Source organism: Acinetobacter sp. CAU_H_78 (assembly GCF_058599365.1).
Genome location: NZ_CM178652.1, coordinates 2,628,615 through 2,650,771 on the forward strand (window position 1 = coordinate 2,628,615; position 22,157 = coordinate 2,650,771).

At 44.4% G+C, this 22,157-nt stretch carries 21 protein-coding genes; 10 read left to right on the forward strand and 11 right to left on the reverse strand.

The window, feature by feature from the left end:
* Nucleotide 1: 1 nt before the first annotated feature.
* The 5 genes from topA to AC4MCD_RS12510 form a co-directional block, all read right to left on the reverse strand.
* Nucleotides 2–2,644, reverse strand: coding sequence for a type I DNA topoisomerase (gene topA / locus AC4MCD_RS12490; RefSeq protein WP_491876209.1), 2,643 nt, complete (start codon nucleotides 2,642–2,644; stop codon nucleotides 2–4).
* A 31-nt stretch (nucleotides 2,645–2,675) separates the two neighbouring features.
* Nucleotides 2,676–3,125: an ammonium transporter gene (locus tag AC4MCD_RS12495; RefSeq protein ID WP_005232313.1), complete on the reverse strand. Its 450-nt coding sequence runs from the start codon at nucleotides 3,123–3,125 to the stop codon at nucleotides 2,676–2,678.
* 112 nt (nucleotides 3,126–3,237) lie between these two features.
* Entirely contained in the window at nucleotides 3,238–4,239 is a 1,002-nt protein-coding gene (locus AC4MCD_RS12500; protein WP_491876210.1) for a PIN domain-containing protein, read from the reverse strand.
* 19 nt (nucleotides 4,240–4,258) lie between these two features.
* A complete protein-coding gene (locus AC4MCD_RS12505) occupies nucleotides 4,259–5,260 on the reverse strand; it encodes a hypothetical protein (protein WP_419363706.1) in 1,002 nt (333 codons plus the stop codon).
* Nucleotides 5,261–5,482: 222 nt separating this feature from the next.
* Complete coding sequence (locus AC4MCD_RS12510; protein WP_004781873.1) at nucleotides 5,483–5,728, reverse strand: SlyX family protein; 246 nt, start codon at nucleotides 5,726–5,728, stop codon at nucleotides 5,483–5,485.
* Nucleotides 5,729–5,767: 39 nt separating this feature from the next.
* Here AC4MCD_RS12510 and AC4MCD_RS12515 point away from each other — a divergent pair, with 39 nt between their 5' ends.
* Together AC4MCD_RS12515 and AC4MCD_RS12520 are read left to right on the forward strand one after the other, a co-directional pair.
* On the forward strand, nucleotides 5,768–7,675 hold the full coding sequence (locus tag AC4MCD_RS12515; protein ID WP_419363708.1) for an ATP-binding cassette domain-containing protein: 1,908 nt from the start codon (nucleotides 5,768–5,770) through the stop codon (nucleotides 7,673–7,675).
* Nucleotides 7,676–7,798: 123 nt separating this feature from the next.
* Entirely contained in the window at nucleotides 7,799–8,734 is a 936-nt protein-coding gene (locus AC4MCD_RS12520; protein ID WP_491876211.1) for an LpxL/LpxP family acyltransferase, read from the forward strand.
* 40 nt (nucleotides 8,735–8,774) lie between these two features.
* On the opposite strand, the gene AC4MCD_RS12525 is transcribed toward AC4MCD_RS12520, so the two are convergent.
* Together AC4MCD_RS12525 and AC4MCD_RS12530 are read right to left on the reverse strand one after the other, a co-directional pair.
* Entirely contained in the window at nucleotides 8,775–9,182 is a 408-nt protein-coding gene (locus AC4MCD_RS12525) for a GNAT family N-acetyltransferase (protein WP_419363712.1), read from the reverse strand.
* Nucleotides 9,183–9,518: 336 nt separating this feature from the next.
* Nucleotides 9,519–10,649 (reverse strand): endonuclease/exonuclease/phosphatase family protein, encoded by a 1,131-nt coding sequence (locus tag AC4MCD_RS12530; RefSeq protein ID WP_419363714.1) that lies wholly within the window; start codon nucleotides 10,647–10,649, stop codon nucleotides 9,519–9,521.
* Between the two features lie 188 nt (nucleotides 10,650–10,837).
* On the opposite strand from AC4MCD_RS12530, the gene asd reads away from it, so the two are divergent.
* The 5 genes from asd to truA all read left to right on the forward strand — a co-directional run bounded on the left by asd (nucleotide 10,838) and on the right by truA (nucleotide 16,924).
* Complete coding sequence (asd, locus tag AC4MCD_RS12535) at nucleotides 10,838–11,956, forward strand: aspartate-semialdehyde dehydrogenase (RefSeq protein WP_166136231.1); 1,119 nt, start codon at nucleotides 10,838–10,840, stop codon at nucleotides 11,954–11,956.
* A gap of 138 nt (nucleotides 11,957–12,094) precedes the next feature.
* Nucleotides 12,095–13,699 carry a FimV/HubP-related protein gene (locus AC4MCD_RS12540; protein ID WP_419363718.1) on the forward strand — a complete coding sequence of 535 codons (1,605 nt, stop codon included), beginning with the start codon at nucleotides 12,095–12,097 and terminating at the stop codon, nucleotides 13,697–13,699.
* 65 nt (nucleotides 13,700–13,764) lie between these two features.
* A complete protein-coding gene (gene fimV / locus AC4MCD_RS12545) occupies nucleotides 13,765–15,093 on the forward strand; it encodes a T4P machinery localization factor FimV (protein ID WP_491876212.1) in 1,329 nt (442 codons plus the stop codon).
* 46 nt (nucleotides 15,094–15,139) lie between these two features.
* On the forward strand, nucleotides 15,140–16,108 hold the full coding sequence (locus AC4MCD_RS12550) for an asparaginase domain-containing protein (RefSeq protein ID WP_419363722.1): 969 nt from the start codon (nucleotides 15,140–15,142) through the stop codon (nucleotides 16,106–16,108).
* 18 nt (nucleotides 16,109–16,126) lie between these two features.
* The gene (truA, locus tag AC4MCD_RS12555) at nucleotides 16,127–16,924 is read left to right on the forward strand and encodes a tRNA pseudouridine(38-40) synthase TruA (RefSeq protein WP_034702377.1); all 798 of its coding nucleotides are present in this window, start codon (nucleotides 16,127–16,129) and stop codon (nucleotides 16,922–16,924) included.
* A gap of 127 nt (nucleotides 16,925–17,051) precedes the next feature.
* Here truA and AC4MCD_RS12560 read toward each other — a convergent pair whose 3' ends face one another.
* Nucleotides 17,052–18,059, reverse strand: coding sequence for an AraC family transcriptional regulator (locus tag AC4MCD_RS12560; protein WP_004781856.1), 1,008 nt, complete (start codon nucleotides 18,057–18,059; stop codon nucleotides 17,052–17,054).
* Nucleotides 18,060–18,290: 231 nt separating this feature from the next.
* Between AC4MCD_RS12560 and infA the strand changes: the two genes are divergently transcribed.
* From infA to AC4MCD_RS12575, 3 genes are all read left to right on the forward strand, one after another.
* A complete protein-coding gene (gene infA, locus AC4MCD_RS12565; protein WP_001284370.1) occupies nucleotides 18,291–18,512 on the forward strand; it encodes a translation initiation factor IF-1 in 222 nt (73 codons plus the stop codon).
* 140 nt (nucleotides 18,513–18,652) lie between these two features.
* On the forward strand, nucleotides 18,653–19,048 hold the full coding sequence (locus AC4MCD_RS12570; protein WP_419363725.1) for a hypothetical protein: 396 nt from the start codon (nucleotides 18,653–18,655) through the stop codon (nucleotides 19,046–19,048).
* 189 nt (nucleotides 19,049–19,237) lie between these two features.
* Nucleotides 19,238–19,651, forward strand: a complete 414-nt coding sequence (locus AC4MCD_RS12575; protein ID WP_312307389.1) for a hypothetical protein — start codon at nucleotides 19,238–19,240, stop codon at nucleotides 19,649–19,651.
* A gap of 65 nt (nucleotides 19,652–19,716) precedes the next feature.
* On the opposite strand, the gene leuB is transcribed toward AC4MCD_RS12575, so the two are convergent.
* The 3 genes from leuB to leuD all read right to left on the reverse strand — a co-directional run bounded on the left by leuB (nucleotide 19,717) and on the right by leuD (nucleotide 22,140).
* Complete coding sequence (gene leuB, locus AC4MCD_RS12580; protein WP_004781852.1) at nucleotides 19,717–20,796, reverse strand: 3-isopropylmalate dehydrogenase; 1,080 nt, start codon at nucleotides 20,794–20,796, stop codon at nucleotides 19,717–19,719.
* Between the two features lie 41 nt (nucleotides 20,797–20,837).
* Nucleotides 20,838–21,401: a hypothetical protein gene (locus AC4MCD_RS12585; protein WP_419363729.1), complete on the reverse strand. Its 564-nt coding sequence runs from the start codon at nucleotides 21,399–21,401 to the stop codon at nucleotides 20,838–20,840.
* A gap of 88 nt (nucleotides 21,402–21,489) precedes the next feature.
* Complete coding sequence (leuD, locus tag AC4MCD_RS12590) at nucleotides 21,490–22,140, reverse strand: 3-isopropylmalate dehydratase small subunit (protein ID WP_005232352.1); 651 nt, start codon at nucleotides 22,138–22,140, stop codon at nucleotides 21,490–21,492.
* Nucleotides 22,141–22,157 lie beyond the last annotated feature (17 nt).

A 22,157-nucleotide genomic window follows, 5' to 3' on the forward strand; every position in this document is an offset into this window, starting at 1 on the left:
CTTAGGCCTCAACCCATTTGCCATCCTGATAGACCAGCGACCATTTGGTTTGCTTGCCTTCAGGGGTTTCCGAACCAATATATTGAGACTGGTTCTTACGGCTGAATTTCACCAAGGTTGGATTTCCTTCAGGGTCCACATCTGGTGCCTGCAAAATAAACTGATATTTTGGATCTAGCTGATCCGCCACAGTACGCAGTTCTGCGACCTTCGGTGCGCGCGTTTCACGGACTTTCGGGAACTTGCTGGCGGCCAGGAACAGACCGGCTGCGCCATCACGCAGAACAAAGAAATCGTCATGCTTGGTTGAACGCAAGTGTTCCATCTTGATCGGATCAACACGCGGAGGCGCAGGCTGACCATTCTTCAGGACTTTACGGGTGTTTTCACAGCTGGTGCAGGCAAAATATGGACCAAAACGACCGGTTTTCAGCTGCATTTCACCATCACATTTGTCACATGGAATGGTTGGGCCATCATAACCCTTGATCTTGAACTCGCCTTCTTCCAGCTCATAACCAGCGCAGTCCGGGTTATTCCCACAGATATGCAGCTTACGGCCACCATCAATCACATAGCTGTCCATCGCAGTGCCACAGACTGGACAACGTTTTTTCGACATCAGATCCGCAGTTTCTGCTGCATCATCATCAGATAATGCTGCCAGAGATTCAACCGGAGTCAGGTTCAATGTACCTTTACAACGTTCTTTCGGTGGCAGGTTATAACCCGAACAGCCCAGGAATACACCCGTTGTGCCGGTACGGATCTGCATCGGACGGTCACATTCTTTACAATGGACTGCTTCAACTTCTACAGGCTGATTACGGCGCATGCCGTTTTCACCCTGAGCATTGGTCAGACGTTTCTTGAAATCACCATAGAAGCTGTCTAACAGATCTTTCCAGTTGCGTTCACCATCTGCCACTTTATCCAGCTGACCTTCAAGGTCTGCAGTAAAGTCGTAGTTCATCAGGTTATTGAAACTTTCATCCAGACGATCGGTGACGATCTCACCCATCTTCTCAGCAAAGAGACGACGGTTTTCCAGTTTTACGTAACCACGATCTTGAATGGTCGAGATAATGGCGGCATAAGTCGAAGGACGACCAATACCTTTTTTCTCAAGCTCTTTGACTAAAGATGCTTCAGTAAAACGTGCCGGTGGCTTGGTAAAATGCTGAGATGGATCAAGTTTTTCCAGTTTCAGTACTTCGCCCACTTTCACTGCCGGTAACAGTACATCATCATCAGATTTGTTCTGGCCACGAACTTTGGTGAAACCATCAAATACTAGGGTACGACCTTTGGCTTTCAGTTCAACACCATTCGCATCCACTAAAATAGTCGATGATAAATATTCTACTGGTGTCATCTGACAAGCTACAAACTGACGCCAGATCAGGTCATACAGACGCTGTGCATCACGTTCCACTCCAGCCAGACTATCGCCTTTCAGCGCGACATTAGATGGACGAATGGCTTCGTGGGCTTCCTGCGCGCCAGCTTTATTACCATAACGGTTCGGCTTGGCTGGCAGATATTTCTCGCCATATTCAGATTCGATATGACCGCGCACCATGTTGACTGCATCATCACTCAGGAAGGTGGAGTCAGTACGCATATAGGTAATGAAACCAGCTTCATACAGGCGCTGTGCCAGCATCATGGTTTTCTTCACCGAGAAACCTAGACGGGTACTTGCGGCCTGTTGCAAGGTGGACGTGATATACGGCGCGCTTGGATTGACCTTGGTCGGTTTATCTTCACGGCTAATAACTTTATATTCGGCGTCTTTGATCAGATTCAGTAAAGCATCTGTTTCAGCTTTATTATGCAGCTTTAAAGTCTTGCCATTTTGCTTGACCGCTTCCAGACGAATATCATCTTTCTTGGATTTGGTATCTGCAAAAACCTGCCAGTATTCTTCAGGAATGAACTTACGAATTTCACGTTCACGTTCTACGACCAGCTTTACAGCGACAGACTGTACACGCCCCGCAGACAGACCACGGGCAATTTTTTCCCATAGCAGTGGCGAAATCATGAAGCCGACGACACGGTCCAGGAAACGGCGCGCCTGCTGGGCATTGACCTTATTGGTATCTAGACGTGAGGGCTGTTTAAACGCTTCCTGAATGGCATTTTTGGTAATTTCGTTAAAGACCACACGCTGGTAGCGCGAATCATCACCGCCGATCACTTCTTTTAAGTGCCAGGCAATCGCTTCCCCTTCACGGTCCAAATCCGTTGCGAGATAGACTTCATCGACTTGCGATGCCAGTTTTTTCAGTTCAGCGACTACGCCTTCCTTGCCCGGAAGGACTTCATATTTGGCTTTCCAGTCATGTTCTGGATCGACACCCATCCGGTTAATCAACGCCTGCTGTGATTTTTCTGCTTTTTCTGCTTCAGTCAGCTTGGTTCGGGTCACCGGTTTTTTCTCTGCAGTTTTCGCAGAGCCGCCCGTCGGCAAGTCACGCACATGACCCACCGAAGATTTCACGATGTAGTTTGAACCGAGATACTTGTTGATTGTTTTCGCTTTTGCAGGCGACTCCACAATCACCAAGGCACGTTTACTTCCAGCGTCGGAAGACTTCGCCGTGCTGCTTTTTGATGTGGACCGAGGAGCGTTCGCCATATTAACCGTTTAATCCTGTTTATTTCTAAAATTAAAGTTCAGCCAAAGAATGTAATAGTGCCTTGATGTCATCAAGTTGCGTGGCTCTAAGGTCAGATTCTTCATCCCAATAGAGTCCTACACAGTTTGCCTGCATATCAATAGCATAAATGCCCTTTAATGCAATGGGAAAATCTTTAAATTTGTCATCCCCATGCACCAGTTCAAGTTTGTTATCAACCACGCGGGCACGCATCAGCGGTAAACGGGCATCTGGAAGCAGCACACTATAATAGGCCACCATACTGGCACGACTTTCAGTCACCTTGGGAATATTAGTCCAGTCAGGTGCAACCACCAGACGTGGATGTAAGCCCATCTTGCGGGCTTTATCACGCATGAGTCCTAATGCCTTTTCTCTAGGACTCACACGCAGACCAAAAATAGACCCCAGTACGAAAACGATGATGACAACTGCCACCCAGATTCCGGTATTTTCCATAGTTCAACCTTTATGTTCTTATATTAGATTTGCATAAGCCCGCTATAAAAGGCAAGCACCGCTTGCGAAATACTATTTTATTCTCTGTACTTATTACTTTTACGTCTTTGTTTTAAGATAAGATTTCAGTTTTTGGCTGATTGATGATATGCGCTTGTATCGCCATTGGAATCAGGCAGGACTCATCCAGATTGGCCCAAGCCTGTATGAGCTGGCTGTTATAAATCAGCTTGGTATTGTCCTGTTTGAAAATATCCTGCTTCTTTAAAACCTGAATGAAATCTTGCGCTGCTTGCTGGTGTTCTAAGCCTAAGATTGAGCGTACTGAATTTAATAAACTTGCTGTTTTGGCCGGACGGCTACTTCCACTCTTCGCCAGATAATCACTATAGATTTTGACCCGCTGTAAATGAGGTTTTAACTGAATATCAGCAATACTTGGTAAAGTAATGGCTACTGGTTTCGATTGTTTGAGCGCTTCCAGTTTTAACAGTTCGCGCATCCGGTTTAGCTCATAACTTACTTTTTGATCCTGAATCCGAATCAGCTGATAATTTTTTAACTGGCCAATGACCTGCTTGATAGTGGCAGAAGTGCCTTTTAGCCAGGACTTTAAGGCATTGTTGAGAGAGTTAAATTGTTTGGGCTGATTTTTCACTAACAGTTTAACCGCAGCGAAAAGCAGTTTGAATTCAGCTTTTTCTGGATGAATGTGCTCTAAAGATAATTTAGTGGAACATGTGGACTGAATTTCTTTTTTCTTCTGTTGTGCCTGAAACCCCATGACTTTGAGTAAATCGACAATATATTCAAATTTCTTATCATTCGACATGATATCAAATTCAGCTTCAGATGCCTGCATTTGTACAGACAACTGCCCGGCTACAAATGCCAAGCCAAAATCAGCAGCATCAGGTCCGGTTTTTGGCATTTTAATGAGAACCAGACGTTTTTGAACTACATGATCAGACAAATTTTGCAATCCATCCAGACTCAAGGCTACAGGTGATTTTGCATAAACCAGATAAACGAGGGCATAAGATTTGAGTAGGCTGAGTAACTCATTTTCTGTTTTAGGCTGATTTTCAATATCCAGTAACAGTATTTTTTTCATATGCCCTCATGAGATTATTCTAATTCAGAAACATCTCATGACTATATAACACTTCGTGACCATTCCAATAAATATATCCTTTTTCAATCAATTCTTTAAGTAAAAGACGGACATCTGACTTTGGAAATAACTGCTCGAGCAAATCACGTAATTCATAAATATCTTTAGGCTTATTTCCCTGTAATTCGCGCAGCTTGCGCGCAACTTCGAGCTGTACCGGATCAATTTTATTAAAGTTTTTGAACAGATCTTGCTGGGCAGACTGAATTGGAGATTGAGCAGGTGCAACAACAGGCTCTTCAGGATTAAGCTTCGAGACCACCTGATCCAAAGCTGGTTTTTCAGCAGGTTGGTTGTCATTGATATCCAGCTGCATCCACTGTTTCAGCACTTTTTTACGGAAACTGATCTGCTCGTCATAGCGTTTGACTATTTTCAGATTAATCAGCATGCCAACTACATGCTGCGCTTTGCCTGGTAAAACTTGCAGAATATTGGTGACAGAATTTTTTAAGGTTTCGAGCGTGGTCGGTTTGCCACTCATCTTGCCGAGCGCATCACAATATTTTTTCACTAGCTGCAAAGCTGGTTTTGCTTTAATGGCTTCAATACTCGGCAACTGGATTTTAGGTTTATCTTGAGTCTCTGTGGATGCATTCTCTGGCAACACCTGAATCAGGCTGCAATCAATATCTGAAGCCTGTAGCATCTGCATTAGCATTTCACTGTTATCCATGGCTGAAATCAGCTCGACATGAGTATCTGCTTCTAGCAAAGCCATTAGCTGACCCACAATCACGGCATATTCATATTCCTTATGCTCTGCTTCCGGGACATCCAGAATGATAATTTGTCCACTGCTGATCCAGCTGGCCAACTCAGTTAGTTCTTCTAGAGCAAACTCGAATTTTCCGGCACAGTTAAACAGATACAAGGTCGGATAATGTTCAACGATGTCACGTAACAGCTTGGCTGTAGGAAAGTTATTTTCGAGATCAAGAAGGACAACTTTTTGGCGCATAAGGCAAGATTAAAAACTGAGCTAGAAAATACTATTAGAGTAGGAAGTGTGTGAAAGGTCAAATAGTTTCCACCTTCCATGACGATATTTAGATTTTAAAGATCATCTTGGACGGAATAAAAATGGTGACTTGGTTTAGGTTTATCGAGCTTCACCAGCTTAAAAGAAAACCCTCGCGCCTGGAGGGCTTTTTTTGCTTTCTTTTTTAAAATTATTTGTAAATTAATAATGCGGTGGACGGTTGGTGACCGGATCAAAAGCATCAATTCCTTCGGACAAATCTGCAGACTCAACACGTTGATATAACAACTGCATTTGTTTTTTTAAATCGGCAATTTCCAGATTCTGGCGAGTGACCTGTTGATTCAACTGTTCAACTAAATCATCTAAAAATGCAATTCGCACTTGCAAATCTTCAATGGGTGCGGAAAATGACGCCTGATCATTTAGATTTTGTTGTTTAGTCATTTTAAGTCCTCATTTGGGATTTCAGGAAACATTAACATTATGGCCTATATTACTTTAAGGGATGTCCAACTGGCATTTGGCGGACCTGCCTTGCTCGACGGCGCCAACTTTAATTTGGAACGCGGTGAACGAGTATGTTTGATTGGCCGTAATGGTGAGGGTAAGTCTACCTTACTTAAACTGATTGAAGGAAGTTTACTCCCGGATAGTGGTGAAGTTTCGTTACAAAATGGCATCACCATTTCCATGCTGGCCCAAGACGTGCCGATGGATTCTGGCAAGGTTGCAGATATTGTTGCCGACGGCGCTGGTGAAGCTTCAGAAGTATTGCGTGCCTATCATGAAGCCAGTGAAGCTTGCGTGCTCGGTGATATGGAAGCCTGCGACCGTATGGGACATTTGCAGCATCAGATGGACCAGCTGGATGGCTGGGCTTTAGAAACTAAGGTCAACTCAATCCTGAGTAAAATGGGACTGGATCCGGAAGCGGATCTGGCCGATTTATCTGGCGGTCGTAAGCGCCGTGTTCTGTTGGCACGTGCCTTACTCACCCAACCTGATGTGCTGTTACTCGACGAACCGACCAACCATCTGGATGTCGAAAGTATTGAATGGCTGGAAAAATTCCTGCTCGAGCAAAACAATCTGACCTTACTATTTATTTCGCATGACCGTGCCTTTGTGGACAGTATTGCGACCCGTATTGTCGAACTAGACCGTGGTATTTTGCGTAGCTATGAAGGCAACTATTCACGTTACCTCGACCTGAAAGCTCAGCAGCTAGAAGCAGAAGAAAAGCAAAATGCCCTGTTCGAGAAAAAACTGGCTGAAGAAGAAGCCTGGATTCGTCAAGGCATTAAAGCGCGCCGTACCCGTAACGAAGGTCGTGTCCGTGCTCTAAAAGAATTGCGTGAAGAGTCTAAAGCACGCCGCTTCCAGCAGGGTAAAGTCAACATGTCGACTCAGGAGGCCCAACGTTCAGGTAAAGTGGTGTTCGAGATTGAACATCTCAGCGTGAAGTTTGGTGACAATGCACCGATCATTAATGATTTCTCGGCGCTGGTAATGCGTGGCGATCGGATCGGTCTGGTGGGTGATAATGGTGTCGGTAAAACTACACTGATCAAAGCCATTCTGGGAGAAATCGAGCATGGCGGTACAGTCAAAACCGGAACCCAGCTGGAAATTGCTTATTTTGACCAGCTACGTAATGTGCTGGATCTGGAAAAATCAGTTAAAGATAACGTTTCGGAAGGTTCGGATCATGTCGATGTAAATGGTCAACGTCGTCATATCTACAGCTATCTGCAAGACTTTCTGTTCTCGCCAGAACGTGCGCGTACGCCAGTTAAAGCTCTATCTGGCGGTGAACGTAACCGTATTCTGCTGGCTAAGCTGTTACTGAAACCATCAAACCTGATCGTGATGGATGAACCGACCAACGATCTGGATATGGTGACGCTGGAACTGCTGGAAGAAATGCTGGCGGAATACAAAGGCACCCTGCTACTGATCTCGCATGACCGTGCTTTTATGGACAACGTCGTCACATCAACCTGGGTCTTTGATGGCAAAGGCAATATTGATGAATATGTCGGTGGCTATCAGGATTATCTGGAACAACGTCCAGATCAGACTGTGGTTGACCAGAAAATGGCTGTCAAAAAAGCTCAGGCCAAAGCCGAAGCAGCGGTTACACCTGCAGCACCGGCTCCGAAGAAAAAACTCAGCTATAAAGATCAGCGTGAACTGGAAATGTTACCGGCTGAAATTGAAGCACTGGAAAAAGAACAAGCTGAACTTTCCGATAAACTGGCGGATGGTTCCTGGTTTGTCACAGATGCCGCAGCAGCGACTAAAGCATCTGAACGTTTAGGCGAAATTGATGAGATTTTGCTGGAAAAAATGGAACGTTGGGACGAACTGGAAAATATGACCAAGGGTTAATCTTTCAATCGCCTAGTCACTAAGCATCTGTATTCGTACAGGTGCTTTTTTAATTTGCAGTTTTTTATTTCAAAAAGCTCTTCTGCTACACTGCTGACATCTTTGATTTCAAATATTGAATTTATGAGTCGAACGCCAGAATACAAACCCGGTGAATTTCAATGGTCATTCCTGTTACCCCAATACTGGGGTATCTGGGTGGGTATTGTATTTCTGATGATTCTGGCCATCTTACCTTGGGCGATTCAGCATCGTCTGGCAGATTTACTCGGCCAGATGGCATTTAAATATTTGAAATCTCGCCGTGAAACCACGCTTCGCAATCTGGAAGTCTGTTTCCCGGAATGGTCAGCTCAAGAAGTTCAGGACAATGCCCGTATGGTCTTTATTGACCAGATGCTCGGTGTATTTGAGACCTTGAATGCCTGGTATTGCCCAAAATGGTTTAAAGGCCGGGTACAAATTGAAGGGCTGGAACATATCCAGCAGGCTCAGGCAGAAGGTAAAGGGGCTTTATTGCTCGGCACCCACTCGACTTTGCTAGATGCCGGCGGTTATTTATGTGCACAGTATTTTGAGCCAGATGTGGTGTATCGACCACAAAATAATCCCCTGCTTGATATGCTGATTTACCGTTGCCGTGCCACCATTTATGCCAACCAGATTGACCATGATGATATGCGTGGTCTGGTGCGTAACCTGAAAAATGGCCATGCCATCTGGTACAGTCCGGATCAGGATTTTGGTTTAAAACAGGGTGTAATGGCGCCCTTTTTTGGGGTACCTGCAGCCACAGTGACTGCACATCGTCGCTTACTCAAAATGACCAAAGCTGCTGCAATTCCCCTCTATTTTTACCGGGCTGGGGATATTAAAAATCCACGCTACTGTGTGCTGATCGAGCCGGCGGTAGAGAACTTGCCAAGTGCGGATGAAATCGATGATGCAACCCGGGTAAATCTGATTATTGAACGCCAGTTGCGCATTGCACCGACGCAATATATGTGGTTTCACCGTCGCTTTAAGACCCGTCCTGAAGGCTACGATAAAATCTATTAAGCACTAGAGACAATATGCACGGTATTATTGGCAAGAAAAATCAATGATCCGTTCCCTGATAAATCCACATTGCTTCTGTATGCCCTGCACGCTCAAAACCTAGAGCTTTATAAAATTCAGTGACATGCTGATCAGCCACCAGAATTTTCTGATGAAATCCTGAATAACGTTGTAGCATTTCTTGCATGATCAGACGACCAATACCCTGTCGCTGCACCTCCGGGTGAACCAATAAATGTGGGAAATACACCACCAGATAACCATCTGAAATCGCATTTCCCAAGCCGACCAGCCGACCGTTGATACGTGCCGTCACCAGACTATGAGAATGCTGCAAAGCCTTTAAAAGCAATTGAGGTTTTTCTGCAGCTGACCATTGATTGACAAGATAGAGCTGTAGCACTTCGGATTCATTGACTGAATCATGATCGGAAATCATAACTTCCATTCAGGTAATATCCATTTTTTAATTTAAATTTTATTTTAATAATCAATTAATTATAATAAATAAATGAGCCAAAAATAATTTAACCCGGGTTCTACATCCTGTAAAACCCGGGTTAATGAGGTTGTGCTTTCATATGTTATAATTGCTTCTTCGTTGTTGTGATTTCCCTTTCAGCATCATTTCCATGATGTTTTCATTCAGCTTCGTCTTCCTTATGAGAATATCCTTTCTCGACTCCCTGTGCTGATGAGCTTAGAATACGTGGATTCCTCTGTGCTGCCCATTCGCAAGAAGCGGAAACTGCTGTAAGCAATATCGTACACTTTTCAGCTAAAACTATAAGAATTTCTCCTCATTCTTATAAGCCATCGCAATCTTATCAGTGACCTTTTTCTCTTCTTTCTCTGCCTTTTCAATTCCTTCCTGAATTGCTTCTTTGGCTTCCTGATCATCCTGATCCGTTTCTTCTAGCTCTTCCTGATGATGCTCAAATACCCGGCCAGTTTGTAATACCAGATAAACTGGAAAATGATCTGATCCGACGTGTTTTAAACGCTCCATATGCACCAGAGCGAAATCGGTGCTGTGAAACACATGGTCAAGCGACCAGCGCAATAAAGGATAATCGGCATGAAAAGTATTCACATAACGTCGACCGACACGGGGATCAAGCAAACCGCTAATACGCTGGAATAAACGTGTTGTGCGTGACCAGGCCACATCATTCAGATCTCCCATCACGATGCTGCTTTCATCCAGATCTTTAATCTGATCCCCTACAATCAGCAGTTCCGCATCACGTAAGGTTGAATCTTTGGCTTCAGTTGGGCTTGGAGGCTTCGGATGCAGACAATAGAGCTGTACCGGCTGTCCGGAACGTAACATCACCTTGGTATGAATCGAAGGAATTTCATCGCTCAAAATAAATTTAACCTCAGTCTCACTCAGCTCAAGTTTGCTGTACAGGTGCATGCCATACAGATTATCCAAAGGTACGGGTACCCGATAGGGATAATCTGGCTCAATGACAGCCAATGCATCCTGCCATGCCTGATCGGTTTCCAACGTTAAGACCAAGTCTGGCTGATGGGTCTGGATCTGTTCAATCAGTAAATGATATTTAGTATTGGTCGTAAGGACATTAGAGACAATCAGGGAAATCTGACGATCCGGATCCAGCTGATCCTGCTTGACCTGCTTGACCTGTTTTTTCCAAACAAAGGTATAAGGCAAGACCATTTTCAGCTGATACGCCAAAGCAGCGATCAGACCAACAAAAAGCAGCTGATTAAAGGCTGTCCACGGGTGATCGACCAGGAGAAAAAGAACAAAGGCAATGAAGCCCAAAACCAGAATCTGTAAACGTGGAAAATCTGCACCACGAATCCACCATTCATCTCGGGGAATCAGCGACCAGAAACTTAACCAGATGACCACGATTGCCATGATCTGGATAAACCCTACCATAAGATACACTCTTTACTAAGTTATTATTTTTTCTAAAAGAAAAATTACTTTATCAATTTTGTATGTATCATAAAGCAGATATTTCGCTCAAGAATATTGATGTTTTGATTGTGTAGCTCTTGCAGTCGCGTCCCTTTTTGATACACTCGAATCCCTTTTGATTTTTTAACGCACCGAGGCAAAGTGACATGAAAGTAGGTCTGGTCGGTTGGCGCGGGATGGTGGGTTCCGTCCTTATGCAACGTATGGTTGAAGAGAATGATTTTGCTCATTTTGAGCCATTCTATTTTTCTACCAGTAATGCAGGTGGTGAAGCTCCTGCATTTGGTGGTAAGACTGCCCCAGCACTTATGGATGCAACAGACATTAACAGTCTGAAGCAAATGGATGTCATTATTACCTGTCAAGGTGGCGATTACACCACTGAAGTTTTCCCGAAAATGAAAGCTGAAGGCTGGGATGGCTACTGGATTGATGCAGCATCTACCCTGCGTATGGATGATGAAGCAATCATCGTACTTGATCCGGTGAACATGCATGTGATCAAAGACGGTCTGGTCAAAGGTACCAAAACTTTCGTGGGCGGTAACTGTACCGTTTCTCTGATGTTGATGGGCTTAGGCGGTCTGTTCCAGAACAATCTGGTGGAATGGGCAACTTCCATGACTTATCAGGCAGCTTCGGGTGCTGGCGCGCAAAACATGCGTGAGCTGATTACTGGCATGGGTTATTTATATAACAATACCAAAGACTTGCTAGATGATCCACGTTCTCCAATTCTGGACATTGATTCTAAAATTGCTGAATTGCAACGTGGCGAAGGCTTCCCGTCTGCAAACTTCGGTGTGCCTTTAGCGGGTTCTCTGATTCCATACATCGACAAGCAGCTGGAAAGCGGCCAGTCTAAAGAAGAATGGAAAGGTCAGGCTGAAACCAACAAGATCTTGGGTAACCAGCAGATTGTACCGATTGATGGCCACTGTGTACGTATCGGCGCAATGCGTTGTCACTCTCAGGCATTAACGCTGAAACTTCGCAAAGACGTTCCACTGGATGAGATCGAAGATATCATTGCAAATGCAAATGACTGGTCTAAAGTTGTGCCAAACACTCGTGAAGCATCAATGACTGACCTGACTCCTGTTGCAGTCACTGGTACATTAACTGTACCTGTTGGTCGTCTGCGTAAACTGAACATGGGTAAAGAATACCTAGGTGCATTCACAGTAGGTGACCAGTTACTTTGGGGTGCTGCAGAACCTTTACGCCGTATGCTGCGCATCTTGATTGACTATAAAAACTCTTAAGTTTCCGTCAAGAAATAAAGCACAAAGCCGATCTTTATTGATCGGCTTTTTTGTGTAACTATTGCGTAAGTATTTTACAAAAAACAAACATCCCGTTAATCTATAATTTTCGCTATGCGATAATGACTGAGCTCACAGATGACTGTATATAACAAATTAAAGCTTGCCATTTTAGCCATTGTTGCTTCACAAAATATTTATGCGATTAATGTAGATCCGGTACAAATCCAGTCTGCACCTGGGGAATTGCTTTATGCGGAAATGAATTTCCGTCAATCAGATATTAACTTGCCAATTGAGGTAAGTTTAGCCTCGCCAGAAGACCTGATTTCTATGGGTGCATCGCATCAGCCACCGGGTCATTTGAATTTTTTCACCCGTCGCAACAGTAATGGTACTGGGGTTATTACCATTACCTCGTCGCGCCCGGTCACTGATCGTGAATTAAATATCATTGTAAAAATCAAGGAAGGCAATGCAGCACGCCTACAGCATATCCGTACTGCATTAAGACCTAAAACTGATTTGTTACAGGCCAGCCTGAAACAGACTGAACAGCCCCTCGCGCCTGTCGTAGTCGTGAGTGAAAAAGATATTGCTCTGAACTTACCGGTGAGTACGCGCTATACCAATGCCCCATCCAAACCAGCCACCTCGTTTGTGGCAGAAAAACCGTTAGCCTTACAAAACACAGCACCTCCTGCATTATCAGCCAGCTCGATTCCTAAAACAGCGATAGCTGCTGTGACCCATGAGCCGACATCGAGTATTGCAGCTCAAGTCGCAAGCCCAACAAAACTTAATACCGAAACTGCGGTAGCAGCGACAAGTCATAGTGCACAGCAGGCTAGTACTGTAAACACTACGCCAGTAAATACTCCATCCAAAGCAGTCAACACAGCGGTGACTCAAGCAGATGCAACGCCCAACTTACAGGCTGCAGCGACAAAAGTTCAGGCTGAAACAAAACCAGCTGAAGTTGCAGTAGATCCAACAAATAAAAATGCAGCCTCAGCGCAAGTTTCTGCACCGACAAGCACTGAAAATCAGATGGTGTCCAGTGATCCACTTGTCAAAAAATATGCAGAACAACAGGCACGCAAGCAGGCGGCATCCACTACTGCACAGGACAAACCAAATTTAGCAGCTATAACTCAAGCACAGCCGGCAGCCATCAAACAAAGCACCTCAACCCAGGTCAAACCGACCTATGTAGTACAGTCAAATGAGTCGCTTTGGGGCATTGCTTCCAGGATTGCCAATGAACAGCAGCGTCCAGTGAGTGAGGTCATGCAGCAAATCAAACGTGAGAATGAACATGCTTTTATTGGAGGCGATGCCAACCGCTTGCGTAAAGGTGCAGCGCTTAATTTAGCGACCATTCATACTGCGAAAACTCCGATCCAGGCCGCAGCGATTAAGTCCACTCAAGTACCCTCCAAACCTGCTGCAAAAACCAAATATCGCCTGAATGAGGCTGAAATGAGCCTGGTTGCCGAGAATCAGCGTGATTCCGGCCAGGTTTCTGCCAACTCAAACACAAAAGAAAATCGAACTTCGAAAGAGTTGTCATTAAAAGTTATGACAGCCCGTGAAAAAACCGTTAAATTACAGAGAAACGTAACTGAACTAGAATTGGCACTCAATCAGAAGGATCACAGAATTCAATTATTAAATGCTCGTCTTGCCCAGCTGCAACAACAGCTTAAAGCACAACAGGCAGATAAAAAGCCAATTAATTAAAAAGTTACACATGACGATTTATTGGGATAGGCGAACTTAATGACTCTATCCCCAAGGGGTAAAACATGCTGATTTATGTGATTCCATTAGTGATATTGATCATCGTATTAATTGTCATAAAAAAACGACAAGATGCTCAAGAATCAGATAAAGCAAAAACTAAAACTGTAAAAGCGAAAAAACCTGGCGCTGCATCAAAATCCACTTCCCAAAGAACCAAAGTGGTCGAGCCAGCCGGAGTCGTTAAAAAATCAGCAACGCCTCTATCAGCAGAGACACGCAAGAAAATTGAAGGTCTGATTCAGGAACGTAATTTCTTTGCAGCCGAAGCGCAAATCAATCAGGCACTGAATCGCGATAATTCTCAACATGAGTTGTATTTATTGCTACTCGACATTCATATCCTGCAAAAAGATGAATTTGCGATTTCACAGCTGATTAATCATGTCCGTTCTCTAGGACTGGAAGATATTCTGGCTCAGGCTGAGGTCAAAAAGCGTGAGTTTGAAAACTCTTCGGTCGCTGTTCAGGATACTATTGATTTCCCAAGTGCTCAGCCACAAACCCCTCCTGTACAGGAAAGCAAACCTTCTACAGATGCCTTTGCAGACCTGGTTGCCGCCCCCGCTTCAAACGAACAGGCATTTGATGCATTACAACAGGAACTGCAACCGAGTAAACCAGCTGCTGTAGCGGAACCAGTACCTGATATCCAACCCTTAGAGTTCAACTTTGAACCGAAGATTCCAGCGGCTGAGCCAGTAAAAACGGAAGAAGTTCCGCCTGTATCAGATAATTCAGTTGAATTTGATCTTCAGATGAATACTGCTGAAACCCAGACTGCTCCAACAGCAGCAACTGAGTCAGCACCGGTTCTGGATTTTAAGCTTGAGCTTGAACCATCTATATCCTTAAAAACAGAATCAGCACCTGCAACAACAGAAGAAATCCAGCCTTTAGATTTCTCTTTCTCTCTAGACACTCCAACACCTGCAGCGAAAAAAACAGCCGAACCTGCGACTGAGTTTGACCTGTCTAGCCTCGATATTGCAACGCCTGCAACTGAAACGCCTGCTGCGACTGAAACATCTGGACTAGATTTTAAACTTGATAATGTCGAAGCTGTAAAAGAAGCTCCTGTTTCTACAGGGGTGAATTTTGAGATTCCGACAGCGCCTGTGACTTCAACAACCGATCAACATGATCCATTGGTGCAGTCCTTCCCGGAACTGATGGAAGTTAATGAAGCGGACCTTAACCTGGAGCTGGCACAGCAATATATCCAGTTAGGCGCTTATGCAGCTGCCCGTGAAGTCATAGCTGAACGTGAAGCTGAATATACAGCAGCACAACGTCAGCAAGCCGATCAGTTGCTGAATCAAATCGCATCTTAATCAATTTCCCTTTACACTAAAGCAGTCACATTTGGCTGCTTTTTTTATGATGAAAGATATTGCACTGATTTATATGGGCGGCACCTTTGGCTGTGTCGGTGATCCGCTCGCCCCTATGTCTGCCGATTTATTTATTCCAAAACTGGAACAGCTACTTACAGATCAACCGTTCATTCAGTATTACTGCGCTCCTGTGATTAAGGACAGTAGTGCCTGTACTGCTACAGACTGGTTAGAACTGGTGCAATTTATCCAAAATCTGCAATCTGTACAGCAGATACAACATTTTGTGATTATTCACGGGACAGATACCCTGAGCTATGCCAGCGCAGTATTGGCACATTTTATGGGGAATTCGGCTCATATTGTGCTGACTGGCAGCCAGTATCCCCTCCTGAATGCTGAAGGCGATGCGCAACGCGAATTTAGCGATGCCATGGACAATCTGAGCTTTGCGCTCGCTTCAGTAACTCAGTGTAATGCAGGTGTTTATCTGGCTTTTCATCAGCAACTGATTCATGCTCAAACTGCCTTAAAGCAACATACCACTGAGCTGAATGCCTTTGCTGGTCTGGATGCGCATATCGCTATTCAGGCCAACCAGCAAAGTCATCAGGTTACAGCAGACGATATTGCCAAAGCTCTGGATTTTAACTGTATGAGCTTGATGATGCAGCCGATCGATTTAGTTCAACAGTTCAATAATCTGAAAAATATTTTGGCCTATCCTCCGCATTTTCTATTCCTGCAAGGCTTTGGAACCGGCAATCTGGCCGTCAATCCAGAGATCGTAGATTTTATCAATCAGCTCTATGCCAAAGGCTGTATCTTGGTCTTAACTACTCAAGTACCTTTCGGTGCCACCGATCAGCGTTATGCCATTGCTGAATGGGTGCATGATTGCAAAATTCTACTCAATGAAAGTTATGGCCATGCTGATCTTTATGCAAAAGCCCTAAAAATGTATTTACAATATGACACGGTAGAGCAATGGCATGCCCATTGGTACAATTAGTCAGGTTTTGAGGTCATTATGCAGCGTTTTGCGGTGGGAATTGAGTTTTGTGGAACGAATTATCGAGGTTGGCAGACTCAACAACCGGGCGTAATCAGTGTTCAGGAAACCATCGAGAAGGTACTCAGTAAAATTGCCGATGAACCGATTATTCTGCATGGTGCAGGCCGAACCGATGCCGGCGTGCATGCGACCAATATGGTCGCACATTTTGATACCCATGCCTTGCGTTCTGAACGAGGCTGGTTAATGGGCTCAAATAGCCAGTTACCTAAGGATATCTCAATCCAATGGATCAAGGAGATGGATGATGGCTTCCATGCACGCTTTAAAGCACAGGCACGCCGTTATCGTTATATTGTCTATAACCATCCGGTACGCCCTGCCTTGCTGCATAAACAGGTCACTCATATTTACTATCCACTTGATGTCAAAAAGATGATTGAAGCGGCTGCAAAGTTTGAAGGCACACATAACTTTGAGAGTTTCCGTGCAGCAGCCTGCCAGTCCAATCAGCCGGTACGTCACGTCCGTCACTGCCGCCTGATCCAGCATGGGCCTTATCTGATTCTAGATATTCAGGCGGATGGCTTCCTGCATCATATGGTACGCAATATCATGGGCTGTTTGCTGGAAATCGGCCAAGGTATGTATGGGGTTGACCATATTGACCATATTTTTGCAGCAGAAGATCGTAAAGCAGCCGGTGTTACCGCACCACCGGACGGTCTGTATTTTATCCAGGCTGAATATCCAGAGTATTTTGACCTACCCAAAGTACCTTTGGGTCCATACTGGTTAAATATGCCGGAATAAGCTAATTATTTTTAATTTTTAAATCCCTCCTAACCTCCCTTTGAAAAAGGGAGGAACTCTCCTCCTGAGCAAAGCTTAAGCACTGCTTTAAGCTGAAGCGCAAGAAAGGAGGGACTTAAGATAGTAATTAACGCTGCTTGCGCTTCCGATATTCCACCGGCGTTTCATTGGTCCAGCGTTTAAAAGCACGGTAGAAGGTACTTGGCTCCGAGAATCCAGTCAGATAAACGATACGTTCTACACTTTCATTGGTACTCGCCAATAAACGTTTAGCCAGACGACAGCGATAATCGGACAGAATCTGCTGGAAACTGGTATTAGCCTCACTGAGCTGGGTACGTAAACGGCGTGGGGTAATATTCAGTTGAGCGGCTACAGTTTCCAAAGTCGTTTCACCACTTTCTAAAGTAGAACCGATTGCACGACGTACTTCCCCGACTAAATCGTAACGAGCCAGTTCCTGTAATTTTTCAATTGCCAGCTGTTCATGTAGCTGCAACAGTTCCGGTTCTGCCTGCCAAAGCGGGAAATCAAGAATGCTTGGATCAAAATACAAACGGGTTTCTTTCTGCCCCAGACTTACCGGGCATTCATAAACCCGGAAATATTCTTCATCTGCCGCGCCTTTGGAAAAATTGAAATCGATATAGATCGGTTCAAAGCGACCTTCAGTAATAAATTTAAAGAAACGCAACACACCTGACATCGCACATTCGGTAAAGTGACGATTGACCAGACTTTCAGCGAAAGGCTGCTCACCATTGGTCAGATAGCAGCGATCATCTTCGACCACCAGCTTGGCATGAAAAGCATCACTGATCAGACGCTGATAAGCCAGCGCACGTTTCAAGCCTTCACCAAAATTCTCTGATGAAATAAACAGATGCTCGATCACCTGTCCGCGATAGAGCGGCAAATGTTCACCCAGATGCAATCCGATATCTGGGTCCTTACTGACCTCTTCTGCGGCAACCCAGAAGGCATACTGAGCACTGAGTGGAGTACGGTCATTGGTCTCCACCTGATTTAAAGCGACTCCTGCTTTTGTCAGAAGTTCTTCTGTTGGCAAACCTGCACGACGAATCGCCTGATAGCCTAAACGCAATACGACTGATGCATCCGTTAGCTGACTCACTCAAAAACCTTCCTTGTATGTACTTCATTTATACTTAAAAAGATTGAAATTAGATTAACTGTGATTGACCAAACTGACAACAGATACCACACGCTTTTTAGTTAAAAAGTTTAAACTCATACTTCGCTTATTTTACTGACAGATGATCAGTCTAACGCCCGTTACACCTTGTGTTTTGCGAAAAAATTGACTATAATTTGCGCCTTTCCAATTTATTCATTCAGGTAGGCTATGGCCAATAAAGAGGAACTCATCGAGTTCGAAGGCGTTGTCACCGAGACGCTTCCTAATACTATGTTCCGTGTACGTTTAGAAAACGGTCACGAAGTAATTGCCCATATTTCTGGTAAAATGCGTAAACACTATATTCGTATTTTGACTGGCGATAGCGTGAAGGTCGAAATGACTCCTTATGATTTGACTAAGGGTCGTATCACATACCGTGCGCGCTAAGTTTTAGCGGAAGCAAAAGCCACTCATCCAGTGGCTTTTTTATTGCCTTTTCTTTTATATCAATTCCCCTGCACATTCCCTATACTGCATTCGAAGATAATAATTTCTATTTTTCCTCTAATAAAAACAGTGAATCATTCATGCAAAAAATCTTGCTTTCTCTGATCCTAGGAATCAGCCTGACTGCCTGCGCCACTACAAGTTCGATAAAATCACGGCAGCTAGATCAGCAACTACAGCAATATATCGGCCAATCTGCAGAGTCAATTCGTAAGGATCTGGATTTAACTGCACTCGGTTTTAAGACCTCAAAAGTACCTGTACAAACGGAAAAACGTCTGAGTTATACCGTACTTCCTACCATTGAACTTCCGCTGGGAATACCGGCCATTCAGCAAAGTGTCAGTATAGGCGCCCCTGTACGACTCGCAACTGCACCCGGCCCGGGTTATCAGGCTGAAATGCCTTGTCAGATTCATTTTCAGCTAGAACAAGGGATTGCCCAATCTGTGCAATATAGCGGACGTGCCTGTTAAGACTTATTTTGGCGTTTTATTCATTTTAAAGTGGACTTAAAAACGTTCTAAGTTGTCTTGAATTTGACAGCTAAAGCTAACATCTAACTGCCTGATTATTCCTGTCTTGCCTAATAATAAATTACAACAGTTCCTCTCACACTTTGCGACTACACTGTTTTTAAGCGTTCCTTGAGTAGGAGTGATGTGATGTTGTTAAGCAAAGGTACTTCTCTGGTATTGGGCTTGAGCATCCTGTTGCTCGGTCTGTCAGGGTGTGCACAGACACCCACGATCAGCCAGACCGACCGTGAAGCTTATTTACAGCAATTTATTGGTCAGAGCAGCCAGTATATTGATCGCAATTTAGATTTGAAACGTTTGGGTTATCAGCAAATCAGTGAACCTGAGCTCAGCTCCCAACAGCTCAGCTATGTCGTAGAACGTCCTGTGACCGTTCCCTTACCAATTGCTCAGTTTCCGGCAGCAGGTACTGGCACAGTTCCGGTTCCAGTCACTGTGAGCCCTGCATCAGGTTATGATGTGAATTTGCAATGCAAGATTACCTTTTTGCTTAAAGACAATATTGCAACTTCTGTCAGCCTTTCGGGTCGAACCTGTTAATCAAAATCAGTCATAAAAAAACGCAGCTCAAGGCTGCGTTTTTTTACATGAAACTAATGAGTAACTTAGTTCAATGCAGTTACAACTGCCTGACCCATTTCCACCGTACCCACTTTAGTCATGCCTTCAGACATGATGTCAGCAGTACGCAGACCTTGGTCTAGAACATTCCCTACTGCATCTTCAATGGCTTTTGCGGCTGCTTCTTCACGGAAGGTATAACGCAGCATCATGGCTACAGACAGAATGGTTGCCAATGGGTTTGCCAGGTTTTGACCTGCGATGTCTGGTGCAGAACCATGGCAAGGTTCGTACATGCCTTTACCATTTTCATCTAATGATGCTGATGGCAACATACCGATTGAACCAGTCAGCATTGCAGCTTCATCAGATAGAATGTCACCGAACAGGTTTGAAGTCACAATCACATCAAACTGCTTAGGCGCACGTACTAATTGCATCGCAGCATTGTCTACATACATATGAGACAGGTTAATGTCCGGATATTGCTCTTCTTTCAGTGCAGTCACGGTCTGTTTCCAAAGCTCAGTCACTTCAAGTACATTGGCTTTATCGACTGAACATACTTTACCACCACGCAGACCAGCAAGTTCGAACGCAACCTTGGCAATACGCTTGATTTCAGACTCTGCATAAACGTCAGTGTTGAAACCTTGTTTTTCGCCATTTTCCAGTTCACGGATCCCGCGTGGCTGACCGAAGTAAATACCACCAGTCAATTCACGTACGATCAGGATATCCAGACCAGAGACGATTTCCGGTTTCAAGCTAGAGGCATCAGCCAATTGCGGATAAAGAATTGCTGGACGCAAGTTCGCAAAGAGATTCAATTCACTACGTAGTTTTAACAGGCCACGTTCTGGACGGATTGAACGCTCAATCGTATCCCATTTTGGACCGCCTACAGCACCGAGCAGAATTGCATCTGCTTTTTTCGCCTGTTCAGACGTTACATCTGGATAAGGTGAACCGTGTGCATCAATCGCAGCACCACCCAACAGACCTTGTTCCCATGTTAAACCCAGATTGAATTTTTCATTAACTCGTGTAAGCACCTGTTCTGCGGCTTTTACAATCTCAGGACCAATACCGTCACCAGCTAAAATCAAAATTTGTTTAGACATGAGCTTTTCCATTTATAAGGTCAGGCATCCACCTGACTAGGTTAAATTTTTTTTTCTACAAACTCTGCAATGCCATTGATGACATTATAGGGTTTGCAAAAACGACGAATCACTTTCTGCTCTTGCAACAGGTCCACACACAATGGATCAGGTGCAGAGGCATTTAATAAACTGGTGCTACGTGCATTTCGGTCACGGAACATTGTCAAGGTATAGCGTTTATTCGCCTTAAACTGCTGGAACAGATGCAAGGTCTCAGCCTTATCCTTGCTAATCGGATAGAAACGCACCACCAGTTCATGCTGCCCTTCCGGCACAGATAAATAAATCGGATTATCCTGTTTCAGGTTTTTGGCCTGCAAACGAACCAGACGCTGATCCAGCGCTTCTGGGCTGATTCGCTTGGTGGACTCATCCACAATCATGGTCCGATCTAAACGTTCAAACTGACAATCCGGTGTGCCTGCACAATAAATCAAGGCATTGGATTTGCTTTCTGCATCTTCTTTGGCGTGTTTAAGTTTGAAGGTATCAATGCTTTGACACGCGGTCATCAGCACTGATACTGCACTTAGAGCAAGCCACTGTTTCCAATACGTTGCCATGATGTCTGTATTAACCTATCAAAAAAAATTAATAATCTTCTGATATTAGCAAGGCCTTCGCAGTCATGCCATGACAATTTTTGCTGTTTTATGAATGAATTTCAGCAAATACCCATGGGCGTGATTGTTTGGTTTTTTCTTCGTAGGCACGAATATCATCTGCTGCCTGCAAAGTTAAGCCAATATCATCCAAACCATTTAACAAACAATGCTTACGGAATGGGTCCACTTCAAACTTGAAGCTTTCGCCATTTGGTGTACGAACTTCCTGCGCTTCCAGATCAATCGTTAACTGATAGCCTTCAGCTGCTGCACATTCCTTGAATAACTGATCAACCGTTTCTTCCGGCAAGATCACCGGCAACATGCCATTTTTAAAACAGTTATTAAAGAAAATATCAGCAAAGCTTGGCGCAATCACAGTACGGAAACCGTATTCATTCAATGCCCACGGCGCATGCTCACGACTTGAACCGCAACCGAAGTTAGCACGTGAAATTAAAATCGATGCACCTTGATAACGTGGCTGGTTTAACACGAAGTCCGGGTTAATCGGACGAACCGAGTTATCCTGACCCGGATAACCTTCATCCAAATAACGCAACTCATCAAACAGGTTTTCACCGAAACCGGTACGTTTGATCGATTTCAAAAACTGTTTTGGAATAATTAAATCTGTATCGACATTGGCACGGTCTAAAGGTGCAACAATACCTTGTTCAACGGTATAAGCTTTCATATTTCTGCTCCTGCGTA

Bases quoted from the DNA above. Each gene is read 5' to 3' on its own strand.
- topA (WP_491876209.1), bottom strand. From the start codon at position 2,644: ATGGCGAACGCTCCTCGGTCCACATCAAAAAGCAGCACGGCGAAGTCT.
- AC4MCD_RS12495 (WP_005232313.1), bottom strand. From the start codon at position 3,125: ATGGAAAATACCGGAATCTGGGTGGCAGTTGTCATCATCGTTTTCGTA.
- AC4MCD_RS12500 (WP_491876210.1), bottom strand. From the start codon at position 4,239: ATGAAAAAAATACTGTTACTGGATATTGAAAATCAGCCTAAAACAGAA.
- AC4MCD_RS12505 (WP_419363706.1), bottom strand. From the start codon at position 5,260: ATGCGCCAAAAAGTTGTCCTTCTTGATCTCGAAAATAACTTTCCTACA.
- AC4MCD_RS12510 (WP_004781873.1), bottom strand. From the start codon at position 5,728: ATGACTAAACAACAAAATCTAAATGATCAGGCGTCATTTTCCGCACCC.
- AC4MCD_RS12515 (WP_419363708.1), top strand. From the start codon at position 5,768: ATGGCCTATATTACTTTAAGGGATGTCCAACTGGCATTTGGCGGACCT.
- AC4MCD_RS12520 (WP_491876211.1), top strand. From the start codon at position 7,799: ATGAGTCGAACGCCAGAATACAAACCCGGTGAATTTCAATGGTCATTC.
- AC4MCD_RS12525 (WP_419363712.1), bottom strand. From the start codon at position 9,182: ATGGAAGTTATGATTTCCGATCATGATTCAGTCAATGAATCCGAAGTG.
- AC4MCD_RS12530 (WP_419363714.1), bottom strand. From the start codon at position 10,649: ATGGTAGGGTTTATCCAGATCATGGCAATCGTGGTCATCTGGTTAAGT.
- asd (WP_166136231.1), top strand. From the start codon at position 10,838: ATGAAAGTAGGTCTGGTCGGTTGGCGCGGGATGGTGGGTTCCGTCCTT.
- AC4MCD_RS12540 (WP_419363718.1), top strand. From the start codon at position 12,095: ATGACTGTATATAACAAATTAAAGCTTGCCATTTTAGCCATTGTTGCT.
- fimV (WP_491876212.1), top strand. From the start codon at position 13,765: ATGCTGATTTATGTGATTCCATTAGTGATATTGATCATCGTATTAATT.
- AC4MCD_RS12550 (WP_419363722.1), top strand. From the start codon at position 15,140: ATGATGAAAGATATTGCACTGATTTATATGGGCGGCACCTTTGGCTGT.
- truA (WP_034702377.1), top strand. From the start codon at position 16,127: ATGCAGCGTTTTGCGGTGGGAATTGAGTTTTGTGGAACGAATTATCGA.
- infA (WP_001284370.1), top strand. From the start codon at position 18,291: ATGGCCAATAAAGAGGAACTCATCGAGTTCGAAGGCGTTGTCACCGAG.
- AC4MCD_RS12570 (WP_419363725.1), top strand. From the start codon at position 18,653: ATGCAAAAAATCTTGCTTTCTCTGATCCTAGGAATCAGCCTGACTGCC.
- AC4MCD_RS12575 (WP_312307389.1), top strand. From the start codon at position 19,238: ATGTTGTTAAGCAAAGGTACTTCTCTGGTATTGGGCTTGAGCATCCTG.
- leuB (WP_004781852.1), bottom strand. From the start codon at position 20,796: ATGTCTAAACAAATTTTGATTTTAGCTGGTGACGGTATTGGTCCTGAG.
- AC4MCD_RS12585 (WP_419363729.1), bottom strand. From the start codon at position 21,401: ATGGCAACGTATTGGAAACAGTGGCTTGCTCTAAGTGCAGTATCAGTG.
- leuD (WP_005232352.1), bottom strand. From the start codon at position 22,140: ATGAAAGCTTATACCGTTGAACAAGGTATTGTTGCACCTTTAGACCGT.